The organism is Pseudomonas vranovensis DSM 16006 (assembly GCF_000425805.1).
In the GTDB taxonomy this organism is placed as follows: Bacteria; Pseudomonadota; Gammaproteobacteria; order Pseudomonadales; family Pseudomonadaceae; genus Aquipseudomonas; species Aquipseudomonas vranovensis.
This window is the reverse complement of record NZ_AUED01000011.1, coordinates 100,214-112,744: the sequence shown is the minus strand read 5'-3', so window position 1 is coordinate 112,744 and position 12,531 is coordinate 100,214. Positions and strand designations below refer to the sequence as shown.

The window sequence follows — 12,531 nt, the reverse complement described above, 5'->3', positions numbered from 1 at the left end:
CTGATGAATAATTAGCCTATTCCCACCAGAATCAGCGATTTTACCTACAAATGCCCCGTTTCTTTACACAGTCAGGCGCTCTGCAAGCGTGGCCCAAACACAATGATGCTGGCACCCAGCACACAAAGCAGCGCACCGATCCAGTCGCTGCCCAGTGGACGCACACGCTCGACAAATGCCAGCCAAAGCAATGAGCTGACGATGTAGATGCCGCCATAGGCGGCATAGGCGCGCCCGGCATAGGCGGCCTCGACACGCGTGAGGATCAGCGCGAACAGGGTCAGGCTGAGCAATGAGGGGGCTATCCACCAGGCACTCTTGCCCAACCGCAGCCACAAGTAGAAGCCGTAGCAACCGGCGATCTCGAAGATCGCCGCGAGGAAAAACCACAAGTAGTTGATCACTTCAGTAATCCTGGCCCAATTGAAAAACGGCCTAGGGTAACTGATTCTGCCGCTGCCGCAGGCGCGATCCACCGCAAGGCGACCGTGAACACCGCAGGGCGACTGCTGCGCAGCCGACCGCAGCCTGGCGCCAGCGGCTACAGGGCTTCAGCCTTGGCTGGGCTTTGCCTTGGCGCGCATCTTCTCGGCCATGACAGCCATCTCGTCATACAGCCGTTGCGGGGCACGCTGCTTGAGCGTCCAGGCTTCGCGCCCCAGCTCGTGAGGCAGGATCATGAACGCGCCAGCGGCAACCTGTTGATAGATGTAATCGGCGATATCGGCAGCCGTAATCGGCGAGCTTTCCAGCAACTTGCCCACCTGGGCCTTCATCGCCGGGGTCGGTCCACGGAACGAATCGAGCAGGTTGGTCTGGAAGAACGACGGGCACACTACATGCACCGCAACTTCCTGCTGGCGCAATTCGACCAGAAGGCTTTCAGAGAGGGCCAATACCCCCGCCTTGGCCACGTTGTAGTTGCTCATGGCCGGCCCCTGCATCAATGCCGCCATCGAGGCGATGTTGATGATCCGCCCCTTGCTGCGCTCCAGCAGCGGCAGGAAGGCCTTGCAGCCCTTGACCACGCCCATCAGGTTGATCGCGATCTGCCAGTCCCAGTCTTCCAGTGACAACTCCGAGAAGAACCCGCCTGCAGCAACACCGGCGTTGTTGACGATCACGTCGATGCCGCCGAACTTCTCTTCACAGGCCTGGGCCAACGCAGTGAGCTGGCTGTAGTCACGTACATCGCAGCGCTGCACGAAGCCCTGGCCGCCTGCTTCCCTGACCAGCGCCAGGGTTTCTTTGAGGCCGGCCTCATTGACATCGGCCAATGCCAACTGCCATCCCTCGCGTGCCCAGCGCAATGCGATCTCACGACCGAGCCCGGAACCTGCACCAGTAATCATCATGCGGTTTTGCATAGCGGGACGCCTTGTACTGTTCTGGAAAGTTAGCGCCAGTGTAGCGAAGGCAATGGCCGCACCCACGCTGTATCAGGATGCTGAATAGCGGGGGCAAACAGCGGTGATAGCGGTTTATTAAACTTTTCTTTGTTGGCAGGAGTCGGAATTTACAGGCGGGCATGAAACGCATGACCGAACACAAGGATTTGATCCCAGACGCCTACCCTCTCAGCCAAACAAGGACACTGCCATGGGCACCATACTCATCATCATTCTGATACTGCTGTTGATCGGTGGTTTACCTGTCTTCCCGCACTCCAGAAGTTGGGGTTATGGCCCCTCAGGCATCATTGGTACGGTATTGATCATCCTCTTGATTCTGCTATTGCTCGGCAAAATCTAGGCATTAAAAAGGCAGCCTCACGGCTGCCTTTTTCATTGTGCCCCGCTAGATCAATGCGAGACCGCACCGCTGGCACCCAGGCCAGTCTGCGAGCGAACGAACTGCGGGAAAAACAGCGCACGCTCTTCATCAGCCGCCTTGGACTTGTCAGTGACCGAGAAGAACCAGATCCCTGCAAAGGCAATGATCATCGAGAACAGTGCCGGGTACTCGTACGGGTAGATGGCTTTCTCGTGACCGAGGATCTGTACCCAGATGGTCGGGCCAAGAATCATCAGCGCCACGGCACTCACCAGGCCCATCCAGCCGCCAATCATGGCGCCACGGGTGGTCAGCTTCTTCCAGTACATCGAGAGCAGCAGTACCGGGAAGTTGCAGCTGGCAGCGATCGAGAACGCCAGGCCTACCATGAAGGCGATGTTCTGGCTTTCGAACAGAATGCCCAGCCCGATTGCCAGCACCGCCAGGGCGATGGTGGTGATCTTCGAGACGCGGATTTCATCCTTCTCGTTGGCCTTGCCTTTCTTGATCACACTGGCGTACAGGTCGTGGGATACCGCCGAGGCACCGGCCAGGGTCAGGCCTGCCACTACTGCCAGGATGGTCGCGAACGCCACCGCCGAGATGAAGCCCAGGAACACACTGCCACCCACGGCATCAGCCAGGTGTACCGCCGCCATGTTGTTGCCGCCGATCAGGGCGCCAGCAGCGTCCTTGAAGTCCGGGTTGGTGCTGACCAGCAGGATTGCGCCAAAGCCGATGATGAAGGTCAGGATGTAGAAGTAGCCGATGAAACCGGTGGCATACAGGACGCTCTTGCGGGCTTCCTTGGCATCGCTGACGGTGAAGAAGCGCATCAGGATATGCGGCAGGCCGGCGGTACCGAACATCAGGGCCAGGCCGAGGGAGAATGCCGAGATCGGATCTTTGACCAGGCCGCCCGGGCTCATGATCGCTTCACCTTTGGGGTGAACCTTGATGGCTTCGGAGAACAGGGCATTGAAGTCGAAGTTGACGTGTTTCATCACCATCAGCGCCATGAAGCTGGCACCGGAGAGCAGCAGAACGGCCTTGATGATCTGTACCCAGGTGGTTGCGAGCATGCCGCCGAACAGCACGTACATGCACATAAGGATACCCACCAGGATCACCGCAACGTGGTAGTCCAGGCCGAACAGCAGCTGGATCAACTTGCCGGCACCGACCATCTGCGCGATCAGGTAGAACGCCACCACCACCAGCGAGCCCGAGGCCGACAGGGTGCGGATTTCTTTTTGCCCGAGGCGGTAAGAGGCCACGTCGGCAAAGGTGTATTTACCCAGGTTACGCAGGCGTTCGGCGATCAGGAACAAGATGATCGGCCAGCCAACCAGAAAGCCGATCGAGTAGATCAGTCCGTCGTAGCCGGAGGTGAACACCAGGGCGGAAATACCCAGGAAGGACGCTGCCGACATGTAGTCGCCGGCAATCGCCAGACCGTTCTGGAAACCAGTGATTCGGCCACCGGCGGCGTAGTAGTCAGAAGCCGATTTGTTACGCTTGGAAGCCCAGTAGGTGATGCACAGGGTGGCACCGACGAAGGCGACGAACATCAGGATCGCCGCAACGTTCAAAGGCTGCTTGTGCACCTCGCCGGTCAGGGCGTCGGCGGCCCAGACGGCAGGTGCAAAAATGCCGAAGGCCAGAGTTGCCAGAAGACGCCGGATCATTGCTGAGCCTCCTTGAGGATCGCTTTGTTCATCTCGTCGAACTCACCGTTGGCGCGACGTACATAGATCGCTGTGAGCACGAAGGCAGAGAGAATCAAGCCGACACCCAGGGGAATTCCCCAGGTCACGGAAGACTCGGGACTGAGCTTGGCACCCAGAATTTGCGGGCCATAGGCGATCAACAGGATGAAAGCAGAGTAGAGGCCGAGCATGATCGCCGAGAGAATCCAGGCGAAACGTTCGCGTTTTGAAACCAGCTCCTTGAACCGCGGGCTGTTTTGTATCGAGAGGTAAATGCTGTCGTTCATTGTTTTTGTCCTCGCAGCACAGATTAGGTAGAACCCACTCCACTTTATGCTGCCTTTGGACGCGCTCCAGACGACCTTAGTCTTAGATGCAACAGAGTTTTACCGAATCGGTAACAACCTTGAACGACAAGGCCGCAGCGCCATTTCGGCAGCTGCGGCCCTGGAAGGTGCCAGACAGAGGCTTTAAGCCATTATTTGGTGATCCACTCGGCGACGCGTTCCGGGTGCTTGGCTACCCAGTCCTTGGCGGCGGCTTCGGGTTTTGCGCCCTCTTGAATGGCCAACATGACCTCTCCGATTTCATCCTTGGACTGCCACTGGAACTTCTTGAGGAACTCGGCGACTTCCGGTGCCTTGGTTGCCAGCTCCTTGCTGCCGATACTGTTGACGGTTTCGGCGGCGCCATAAACGCCTTTCGGGTCTTCGAGGAAACGCAACTTCCATTTGGCGAACATCCAGTGCGGCACCCAGCCGGTGACGGCAATGGGCTGCTGTTTGGCATAGGCGCGGCCCAGTTCCGAGGTCATGGCGGCGCCTGAGCTGGCCTGGAGTTTGTAGCCACTCAGGTCGTAGTCCTTGATGGCCTGGTCGGTCTTGAGCATGACGCCGGAGCCGGCATCGATACCGACGATCTTTTTCTTGAAGCTGTCGTCGCTCTTGAGGTCGGCCAGCGATTGCGCCTTGACGTATTCGGGGACGATCAAGCCGATCTTGGCGTCCTTGAAGTTGGGGCCATAGTCGACCACGTTGCTTTTGTTCTTGGCCCAGTACTCGCCGTGCGTCACTGGCAGCCAGGCCGAAAGCATGGCATCGAGCTTGCCGGTGGCGACTCCCTGCCACATGATTCCGGTGGCCACAGCCTGCAGTTTGACGTCGTAACCTAGCTTCTGTCTGATCACTTCGGCGGCTACGTTGGTGGTTGCCACACTGTCGGACCAGCCATCGACGTAGCCGATGCTTACTTCCTTGGCCATCGCCTGCCCCACACCGATCGCCATTGCCAGGGCGGTACCCACCCCCAGGAGTCGTCGCATTTTCATCAAAGCTTCCCCTCGTCACGTCACGGAAGCTTCATCATCAACCTCGGGTGCCTGTAGTCCTTCTCTGACAACGACGTCGAAACAGCGAGAAACGACATCACATGGCCAGCAACCCCTATCGTTACATCAAGCAACATCCGCTCGTGCGAACTTTGCATGCAGGGCTTTAGCCTGTGCCATTTGCGGGTAGTATTGCCGGCTTTGCTCCCTGACGGCCCGATCCATGTCCCCGACTGCCCGCTTCCCGTTGCTGCCCTACCTGTTTGCCTGCCTGCTCGGCCTTTTCGCGCTGGGAGGACTCTGGTACGGCCTGGGCAAGCCGGTGGTACTGCCGGATGCGGCCAGCGCCACGCACAAGCTGCAGTGTGCGTCATACACCCCGTTCGACAAGGACCAGTCACCGTTCGACCAGCCGTTCCAGTTGCGGCCGGCACGCATGGATGCCGACCTCGCCTTGCTCTCCCAGCGCTTTGAGTGCATCCGCACCTACTCGGTGACAGGTCTTGAAGCCATACCCGACCTTGCCCGCAAGCATGGCCTCAAGGTCATGCTCGGCGCCTGGGTCAATGCCAATCCGGTAGACACGCAAAAAGAGATCAAAGGCCTGATCGCCGCTGCCAATGCCAATCCCGATGTGGTCAAAGCCGTGATCGTCGGCAACGAAGTCCTGCTGCGCAAGGAAGTCACCGGCGCGCAACTGGCCAACCTGATCACCCAGGTCAAGCGCCAGGTCAGCGTGCCGGTAACCTATGCCGATGTCTGGGAGTTCTGGCTGCAGTACCCCGAAATCGCTCCGGCCGTGGACTTCCTGACCATTCACTTGTTGCCCTACTGGGAAGATGATCCGCGCGGCATTGAAGATGCCCTGCACCATGTCGGCGAGATCCGCCAGGTGTTCGGCAACCGCTTTGCTCCCAAGGACATCGTCATTGGCGAAACCGGCTGGCCGAGCGAAGGCCGCCAGCGCGAAACCGCCCTGCCCAGCCCGGTCAACGAAGCGCGCTTTATCCGTGGTTTTGTCGCCATGGCCGAACAGCACGGCTGGCACTACAACCTGATCGAAGCCTTCGACCAACCCTGGAAGCGCGCCAGCGAAGGCGCCGTGGGCGGCTACTGGGGACTGTACGATGCCGACCGCCAGGACAAAGGCATTCTTGAAGGCCCGGTGAGCAACCTATCGCTGTGGCCGCAATGGCTGGCCGCCTGCAGCCTGCTGTTTGTCGCCACACTCTTGCTGGCAGGCCGCGTGCGCAGCACCCGAGCCGCCCTGCTCCTGCCACTGCTGGCAGCCCTGGGCGCAGCAAGCCTGGGATTGTGGGGCGAGCTGGTACGCATCAACAGCCGATTCGCCGGCGAGTGGGTGTGGGCAATGCTGCTGGCTGGCCTGAACCTGATCGTACTGGCCCATGGTGCCCTGGCGCTGGCCGCCCGGGATGGCTGGCGTGAACGGGCTTTCTCCTGGCTCGAGGCGCATGCTGGCTGGTGGCTGGCTGGCGCAGGCTTTGCCGCTGCGGTGAGCATGCTGGCGCTGGTGTTCGACCCGCGTTACCGCAGCTTCCCGAGTGCGGCACTGGTGCTGCCGGCGGTTGTCTACCTGCTGCGTCCGGTGAAGGGACCTCGGACTGAAATCGGCCTGCTGGCATTCATCGTCGGTGCAGGGATTGCGCCGCAATTGTTCCAGGAAGGGTTGAGCAACCAGCAGGCGCTGGTGTGGGCAGGCGTGAGTGTATTGATGGTCGCAGCGTTGTGGCGCAGCTTGCGGGTTCGCACACCGGCGTGAACATCGGTCCTGCGCCGGGGTTTCAGCTTGAACGCCGTACCAACCGCAGCGCCGCCAGCACCACGGCAAATACCGCGAGGCTGGCGCTGTACAACACCAACGCGGGAATCCCGACCACCAGTGCCACTACCGCCACCCGCCACCCCGTCCGGGCAGGTATCACCTGCGCCAGCAACGCCAGCCCCAGCGCGGTCCAGGCAATCACCCTGAAATGAATCAACAAACCCAGCGTCGAGCGGGCCTGGCATTGCCACAGCTGCGCCTGCTCGACACAGGTGCCGACCCATTGGGCATCTTCCATCAACCCATAGCGCACCCCATAGCTTGCCGCCAGCCACATCGGCAGGCACAGCAACAACAGGATCAGCGGCAAGCGGTGAGACATGAGACACTCCGGAGTCGTCGAAATCGGCGCCCAGCATAATGGCCCGGGTCGTCTATGCAAGGCAAAAGCGCGAACCTCAGCTACTTTGAACTGAAGATAAATGGAACCAATTGTTGCCGTACCACGGCTGCAAACGGCACCATCTGGGACGATAAATGCCGGAGCGCCAGGCAACTTTGCAAGGGACACGACGGTCCTAGCCTGCGTAACGCACTTTGCTGCTGCTTTTTTGGGGATTCGTGATGCTTCGATTACTGCGCCTTGCTGCCCTTTCGGGCGGCCTTTTCTTGAGTGCGTCCGCTTCGGCGCTGGATATCGACGCTGCCAGCTACGGCTACCCGCTGACCAACCCGTTCGAGGCCACCATCGCCACCACACCGCCGGAGTTGCGCCCGGAGCTGCCCAGCGACGATGACATCGATCAGGCCGACTACAGCCTGAACATGCGCCCGGAGCGCGGCTTCAAGCTTCCGGACAATTTCTGGGCGGTGAAGCAGCTCAAGTACCGCCTGGCCGAACAGGACCACCCGGCACCGCTGATCTTCCTTATCGCCGGTACCGGCGCGCCCTACTCCAGCAGCATCAACGAATACCTCAAAAAGCTGTACTACAAGGCTGGCTATCACGTGGTGCAGTTGTCATCGCCCACCAGCTTCGACTTCATCATCTCGGCGTCGCGCTATGCCACGCCCGGCATCAGTGGTGAAGATGCCGAGGACCTTTACCGCGTCATGCAAGGCGTACGCGCGCAGCACCCACGCCTGCCGGTGACCGAGTACTACCTCACCGGCTACAGCCTGGGCGCCCTCGATGCAGCGTTCGTCAGTCACCTGGACGAAACCCGGCGCAGCTTCAACTTCAAGCGGGTGCTGCTGCTCAATCCGCCGGTGAACCTCTACACCTCGGTCAGCAACCTCGACAAGCTGGTGCAAACCGAGGTCAAGGGCGTCAACAACAGCACCACCTTCTACGAACTGGTGCTCAGCAAGCTGACGCGCTACTTCCAGCAGAAGGGCTACATCGATCTCAATGACGCCCTGCTCTACGACTTCCAGCAGTCACGCCAGCACCTGACCAACGAGCAGATGGCCATGGTCATCGGCACCTCGTTCCGTTTCTCGTCGGCCGACATCGCGTTCACCTCGGACCTGGTCAACCGCCGCGGGCTGATCACCCCGCCCAAATACCCGATAACCGAAAGCAGCAGCCTGACGCCGTTCTTCAAGCGTGCCTTGCAATGCGACTTCGACTGCTACCTGACCGAACAGGTCATCCCCATGTGGCGTGCCCGCACCGATGGCGGCAGTTTGTTGCAACTGGTCAATCAGGTCAGCCTGTACGCGCTCAAGGACTACCTGCAGACCAGCTCGAAGATTGCCGTCATGCACAATGCCGACGACGTCATTCTGGGCCCGGGTGACCTTGGTTTCCTTCGTAGCACCTTTGGCGATCGCTTGACCGTTTACCCTCACGGCGGCCATTGCGGCAACCTCAACTACCGCGTCAACAGCGACGCCATGCTGGAGTTCTTCCGTGGTTAAACGTCTTCTGCTTGTTTCTGCATTTCTGGCCAGCGGACTGGCCCAGGCGGACGAAACCGCACCGCGTGCCAGTGTGGTCGAGGCCGATGGCTTCACCGAGCCACTCAAGGAACTGAAGTTCAACCCCGGCCTCGACCAGCGCGAGTTCGAACGCTCGACCCTGGCAGCGCTCAACGTCTATGACCCGTTCGAGCCGATGAACCGCCGGCTGTACCACTTCAACTACCGCTTCGACCAATGGGTATTCCTGCCCGTGGTCAACGGTTACCGCTACATCACCCCGTCCTTTGTGCGCACAGGTGTCAGTAACTTCTTCAGCAACCTCGCCGATGTACCCAACCTGCTCAACAGCCTGTTGCAGCTCAAGGGCCAGCGGTCGATGGAGATCACCGCGCGCCTGTTGCTCAACACCACGATCGGTGTCGGGGGCCTGTGGGATCCGGCGACCAAGATGGGGATACCGTATCAGGGCGAAGACTTCGGCCAGACCCTGGGCTACTACGGCGTGCCTGAAGGGCCTTACCTGATGCTGCCGATCCTGGGACCGTCGAACCTGCGCGATACCGGGGGGCTGGCGGTGGACTTCGTCGCCGAGGACCAGATCAACTTCCTCAATGTGGCCGAGGTCAGCCGCGACCATCCGGAAATCGTTGTCCTGCGTGCCGTCGACAAGCGCTACACCACCCGTTTCCGCTACGGCCAGCTGAACTCGCCGTTCGAGTACGAAAAGGTGCGCTACGTCTATACCGAGGCGCGCAAGCTGCAGATCGCTGAGTAACGGCTGCCGCGAAGCATCACACCTGTTGGAGCCGGCATTGTCGGCGATGGGGGCAGTACGGCTTGCGCAGCTTCCGGTGTCTGGATTACGACCGCTTTGCGGTCGATCGCAGCCTGTCGGCAGCGGCTACAGCCCCAGGAAGCTGCACAACTCCCGTCGCTTGGCCAGCGCATCGCGACGCCCCAACTCGATCAGCTCGCTGCAATAACCGGCCTCGAACAACAGATAGCTGAGCACCCCGGCACCGCTGGTCTTGGTCGCTCCCGGCCCGCGCAAGAACAGGCGCAAGGCGGCTGGCAGGTCGCGTCGATGGCGGGCGGCAATCTCGTCCAGCGGCTGGCTTGGCGCAACCACCAGCACGTCCACCGGCGCCAGGCCCAGGCGTCGACGCTCCAGGTGTTCCGGCATCAGGTGGCTCAGGTGATTGAGGCGCTGCAGCAACTCGATGTCGTCTTCCAGGCTGTCGATGAAGGTACTGTTGAGCATGTGCCCGCCGATCTGCGCCAGGCTCGGTTGCTGGCCGCTGTAGATACGTGGCCGAGGCCCGCCATCGGTGGGCCGCTGCGGGTTGCCGCTGACACCGACTACCAGCACCCGGCTGGCCCCCAGGTGCAGCGCCGGGCTGATTGGCGCCGATTGGCGCACGGCACCATCACCGAAGTATTCCTCGCCCAGCTTGACCGGTGCGAACAGCAACGGAATCGCCGAACTGGCCAGCAGGTGCTCGACGCTCAAGCGAGTCGGCAGGCCGATGCGCCGGTGACGTAGCCAGGGGTCGATGGCGCCCTTGCCCTGAAAGAACGTCACCGCCTGGCCAGACTCATAGCCGAAGGCGGTCACTGCTACGGCGTGCAAGTGCTGCTGCTCGATGGCGTGGGCAATGCCGCTCAAATCCAGGTGCTCATTGAGCAGGCGACGCAGGGGGGAGCTGTCAAGCAGCGCCACCGGCACTGGCGCGCCCAACCCCAGCAGACTGTGGCCAACGAAGCGGCTGGCCTGGCGAATCACCCCGGGCCAGTCGCTGCGCAGCACCTGGTGGCTGCGAAAGCCCTGCCAGAAGCCGGTCAGGCGGCGGATCGCGTCGCCAAAGTGCATCGCACCGCTGGCGAGGGTCACCGCGTTGATGGCGCCGGCGGAGGTGCCAACGATCACCGGAAAGGGATTGGCCGCACCCGCTGGCAGCAAGTCGGCAATGCCGGCCAGCACGCCAACCTGGTAGGCGGCACGGGCGCCACCGCCAGAGAGGATCAATCCGGTGATCGGTGCTGGCATGAGACCTTCCTGGTAGTGGTAGTGATTTCAATCGCGGGGCAAGCCCACTCCCGCAGCCCCCGCGATCACTTCAACGTCGTTTTTCGTATAGCTTCGGCGCCCCCGGCGGCCTCGACTTGAAGCGCCGATGGGCCCACAGGTACTGCTCCGGGCACTCGCGCAAGGCCACTTCGATCCACTGGTTGATCCGCAGGCAATCGACTTCTTCGGTCTCGCCGGGGAAATCCTGCAGCGGTGGATGAATCACCAACCGATAGCCGCTGCCGTCCGCCAGGCGCTGCTGGGTGAACGGAATCACCCGGGCCTTGCCCAAGCGCGCGAATTTGGTGGTGGCGGTCACCGTCGCAGCCTGGATGCCGAACAGCGGCACGAACAGGCTCTGCTTGGCGCCATAGTCCTGGTCGGGTGCGTACCAGATGGCGCGTCCGCTGCGCAGCAGCTTGAGCATGCCGCGCACGTCTTCACGTTCCACCGCCAGCGAATCGAGGTTGTGGCGCTCGCGACCGCGGCGCTGGATGAAGTCGAACACCGGGTTGCCGTGCTCGCGATACATGCCGTCGATGGTGTGCTCCTGCCCGAGCAAGGCAGCGCCGATTTCCAGGGTGGTAAAGTGCAGCGCCATGAGTATGGCCCCCTGGCCATCACGCTGGGCAGCCTGCAGATGCTCCAACCCTTCGATGTGCGCCAGGCGCGCCAGGCGGGCCTTTGGCCACCACCAACTCATGGCCATTTCAAAGAAGGCGATGCCGGTGGAAGCGAAATTTTCCTTGAGCAAACGCTTTCGCTCGACGGACGGTAGTTCAGGGAAGCACAACTCCAGGTTGCGCGCGGCAATGTACCGGCGCTCACCAGCGACGCGGTACATCAGGGCACCCAGGGCACGGCCGATCACCAGCAATACCCGGTACGGCAGCTGCACGATCAGCCACAGCAGCCCAAGGCCCAGCCACAACGGCCAAAAGCGTGGGTGCAGAAAATAAGGTCGAAATTGCGGGCGATCCATTAAAGATTCCGGAAAGACAAGGGCCGGGCATTCTACAACGGTTCGGCACGGGTTGCGGCTAACCGGCGTTCTCGTTATAAGTCTGGGCACTTTTTCGTTACAAGTCGCCCAATGCAGACCATGAGCCCAACTCAATCGCCAGACTCCGCCCCCGTGTTCCAGCTCAAGGGCAGTATGCTTGCCATTACCGTGCTCGAGCTGGCGCAGAACAACCTTGAAGGCCTCGACCGACAGTTGGCGGCCAAGGTCGCCCAGGCGCCCAACTTCTTCAGCAATACCCCGCTGGTACTGGCCCTGGACAAGCTCCCGGTCAGCGAAGGGGCGGTCGACCTGCCCGGGCTGATGCGCATCTGTCGCCATCACGGCCTGCGCACCCTGGCCATTCGCGCCAACCGCATCGAAGACATTGCCGCAGCCATCGCCATCGACCTGCCCGTGCTACCGCCTTCCGGCGCCCGCGAGCGCCCCGTGGAGCCGGAACCCGAGGTGAGAAAGCCCGAGCCTGCGCCTGCCCCGCCGCCACCGCCTGAACCTGCAATCAAGCCGACCAGAATCATCACCACCCCCGTGCGCGGCGGCCAGCAGATCTACGCCCAGGGCGGCGACCTGGTAGTGGTGTCATCGGTCAGCCCCGGCGCGGAACTTCTCGCCGATGGCAACATCCATGTGTACGGTGCAATGCGTGGACGGGCGCTGGCCGGGATCAAGGGCAATACCCGGGCGCGGATCTTCTGCCAGCAGCTCACCGCCGAAATGGTCTCGATCGCCGGGCAATACAAGGTCTCCGAAGACCTGCGCCGCGATCCGCTGTGGGGGACCGGCGTGCAGATCAGCCTGTCCGGTGACGTGTTGAACATCACCCGTCTTTAACGGATACTGCCGCCATTTTCCGCGCAATTTTTTCACGATTGCCGATTTTTGTATTTTTGGGACTCGACGTCCTTTTTCATTAGGGGTGAAACA

13 protein-coding genes are annotated in these 12,531 nt (G+C 61.1%); 5 read left to right on the top strand and 8 right to left on the bottom strand.

What is annotated here, in order from left to right; translation table 11 throughout:
- Positions 1–71: 71 nt before the first annotated feature.
- Both H621_RS0112085 and H621_RS0112080 read right to left on the bottom strand, forming a co-directional pair.
- A complete protein-coding gene (locus tag H621_RS0112085; protein ID WP_028943650.1) occupies positions 72–404 on the bottom strand; it encodes a YnfA family protein in 333 nt (110 codons plus the stop codon).
- Between the two features lie 147 nt (positions 405–551).
- A complete protein-coding gene (locus H621_RS0112080) occupies positions 552–1,367 on the bottom strand; it encodes an SDR family oxidoreductase (RefSeq protein WP_028943649.1) in 816 nt (271 codons plus the stop codon).
- 232 nt (positions 1,368–1,599) lie between these two features.
- Between H621_RS0112080 and H621_RS28035 the strand changes: the two genes are divergently transcribed.
- Positions 1,600–1,752, top strand: coding sequence for a DUF3309 family protein (locus H621_RS28035; RefSeq protein ID WP_010224169.1), 153 nt, complete (start codon positions 1,600–1,602; stop codon positions 1,750–1,752).
- Between the two features lie 50 nt (positions 1,753–1,802).
- Here the strand turns inward: H621_RS28035 and H621_RS0112070 are convergent, their stop codons facing one another.
- From H621_RS0112070 to H621_RS0112060, 3 genes are all read right to left on the bottom strand, one after another.
- Positions 1,803–3,461, bottom strand: coding sequence for a cation acetate symporter (locus H621_RS0112070; RefSeq protein WP_028943648.1), 1,659 nt, complete (start codon positions 3,459–3,461; stop codon positions 1,803–1,805).
- Positions 3,458–3,769, bottom strand: coding sequence for a DUF485 domain-containing protein (locus H621_RS0112065; RefSeq protein WP_028943647.1), 312 nt, complete (start codon positions 3,767–3,769; stop codon positions 3,458–3,460). The genes H621_RS0112070 and H621_RS0112065 overlap by 4 nt, the downstream gene beginning before the upstream one ends.
- A gap of 191 nt (positions 3,770–3,960) precedes the next feature.
- The gene (locus H621_RS0112060) at positions 3,961–4,809 is read right to left on the bottom strand and encodes a glycine betaine ABC transporter substrate-binding protein (protein ID WP_028943646.1); all 849 of its coding nucleotides are present in this window, start codon (positions 4,807–4,809) and stop codon (positions 3,961–3,963) included.
- A gap of 223 nt (positions 4,810–5,032) precedes the next feature.
- Between H621_RS0112060 and H621_RS0112050 the strand changes: the two genes are divergently transcribed.
- The gene (locus H621_RS0112050) at positions 5,033–6,589 is read left to right on the top strand and encodes a glycoside hydrolase family 17 protein (protein ID WP_028943645.1); all 1,557 of its coding nucleotides are present in this window, start codon (positions 5,033–5,035) and stop codon (positions 6,587–6,589) included.
- Positions 6,590–6,611: 22 nt separating this feature from the next.
- Here H621_RS0112050 and H621_RS0112045 read toward each other — a convergent pair whose 3' ends face one another.
- Entirely contained in the window at positions 6,612–6,974 is a 363-nt protein-coding gene (locus H621_RS0112045) for a hypothetical protein (protein ID WP_028943644.1), read from the bottom strand.
- 242 nt (positions 6,975–7,216) lie between these two features.
- On the opposite strand from H621_RS0112045, the gene H621_RS0112040 reads away from it, so the two are divergent.
- Complete coding sequence (locus H621_RS0112040) at positions 7,217–8,515, top strand: alpha/beta fold hydrolase family protein (protein ID WP_028943643.1); 1,299 nt, start codon at positions 7,217–7,219, stop codon at positions 8,513–8,515.
- The gene (locus H621_RS0112035; protein WP_028943642.1) at positions 8,508–9,293 is read left to right on the top strand and encodes an MlaA family lipoprotein; all 786 of its coding nucleotides are present in this window, start codon (positions 8,508–8,510) and stop codon (positions 9,291–9,293) included. Before H621_RS0112040 ends, H621_RS0112035 begins: the two co-directional genes overlap by 8 nt.
- Positions 9,294–9,419: 126 nt before the next feature.
- On the opposite strand, the gene H621_RS0112030 is transcribed toward H621_RS0112035, so the two are convergent.
- Together H621_RS0112030 and H621_RS0112025 are read right to left on the bottom strand one after the other, a co-directional pair.
- Positions 9,420–10,565: a patatin-like phospholipase family protein gene (locus H621_RS0112030; RefSeq protein ID WP_028943641.1), complete on the bottom strand. Its 1,146-nt coding sequence runs from the start codon at positions 10,563–10,565 to the stop codon at positions 9,420–9,422.
- A gap of 70 nt (positions 10,566–10,635) precedes the next feature.
- The gene (locus H621_RS0112025) at positions 10,636–11,568 is read right to left on the bottom strand and encodes a lipid A biosynthesis lauroyl acyltransferase (protein ID WP_028943640.1); all 933 of its coding nucleotides are present in this window, start codon (positions 11,566–11,568) and stop codon (positions 10,636–10,638) included.
- 111 nt (positions 11,569–11,679) lie between these two features.
- Between H621_RS0112025 and minC the strand changes: the two genes are divergently transcribed.
- Entirely contained in the window at positions 11,680–12,438 is a 759-nt protein-coding gene (minC, locus tag H621_RS0112020) for a septum site-determining protein MinC (RefSeq protein WP_028943639.1), read from the top strand.
- Positions 12,439–12,531 lie beyond the last annotated feature (93 nt).

Bases quoted from the DNA above. Each gene is read 5' to 3' on its own strand.
- H621_RS0112080 (WP_028943649.1), bottom strand. From the start codon at position 1,367: ATGCAAAACCGCATGATGATTACTGGTGCAGGTTCCGGGCTCGGTCGT.
- H621_RS0112060 (WP_028943646.1), bottom strand. From the start codon at position 4,809: ATGAAAATGCGACGACTCCTGGGGGTGGGTACCGCCCTGGCAATGGCG.
- H621_RS0112045 (WP_028943644.1), bottom strand. From the start codon at position 6,974: ATGTCTCACCGCTTGCCGCTGATCCTGTTGTTGCTGTGCCTGCCGATG.
- H621_RS0112065 (WP_028943647.1), bottom strand. From the start codon at position 3,769: ATGAACGACAGCATTTACCTCTCGATACAAAACAGCCCGCGGTTCAAG.
- minC (WP_028943639.1), top strand. From the start codon at position 11,680: ATGCAGACCATGAGCCCAACTCAATCGCCAGACTCCGCCCCCGTGTTC.
- H621_RS0112040 (WP_028943643.1), top strand. From the start codon at position 7,217: ATGCTTCGATTACTGCGCCTTGCTGCCCTTTCGGGCGGCCTTTTCTTG.
- H621_RS0112070 (WP_028943648.1), bottom strand. From the start codon at position 3,461: ATGATCCGGCGTCTTCTGGCAACTCTGGCCTTCGGCATTTTTGCACCT.
- H621_RS0112025 (WP_028943640.1), bottom strand. From the start codon at position 11,568: ATGGATCGCCCGCAATTTCGACCTTATTTTCTGCACCCACGCTTTTGG.
- H621_RS28035 (WP_010224169.1), top strand. From the start codon at position 1,600: ATGGGCACCATACTCATCATCATTCTGATACTGCTGTTGATCGGTGGT.
- H621_RS0112030 (WP_028943641.1), bottom strand. From the start codon at position 10,565: ATGCCAGCACCGATCACCGGATTGATCCTCTCTGGCGGTGGCGCCCGT.
- H621_RS0112050 (WP_028943645.1), top strand. From the start codon at position 5,033: ATGTCCCCGACTGCCCGCTTCCCGTTGCTGCCCTACCTGTTTGCCTGC.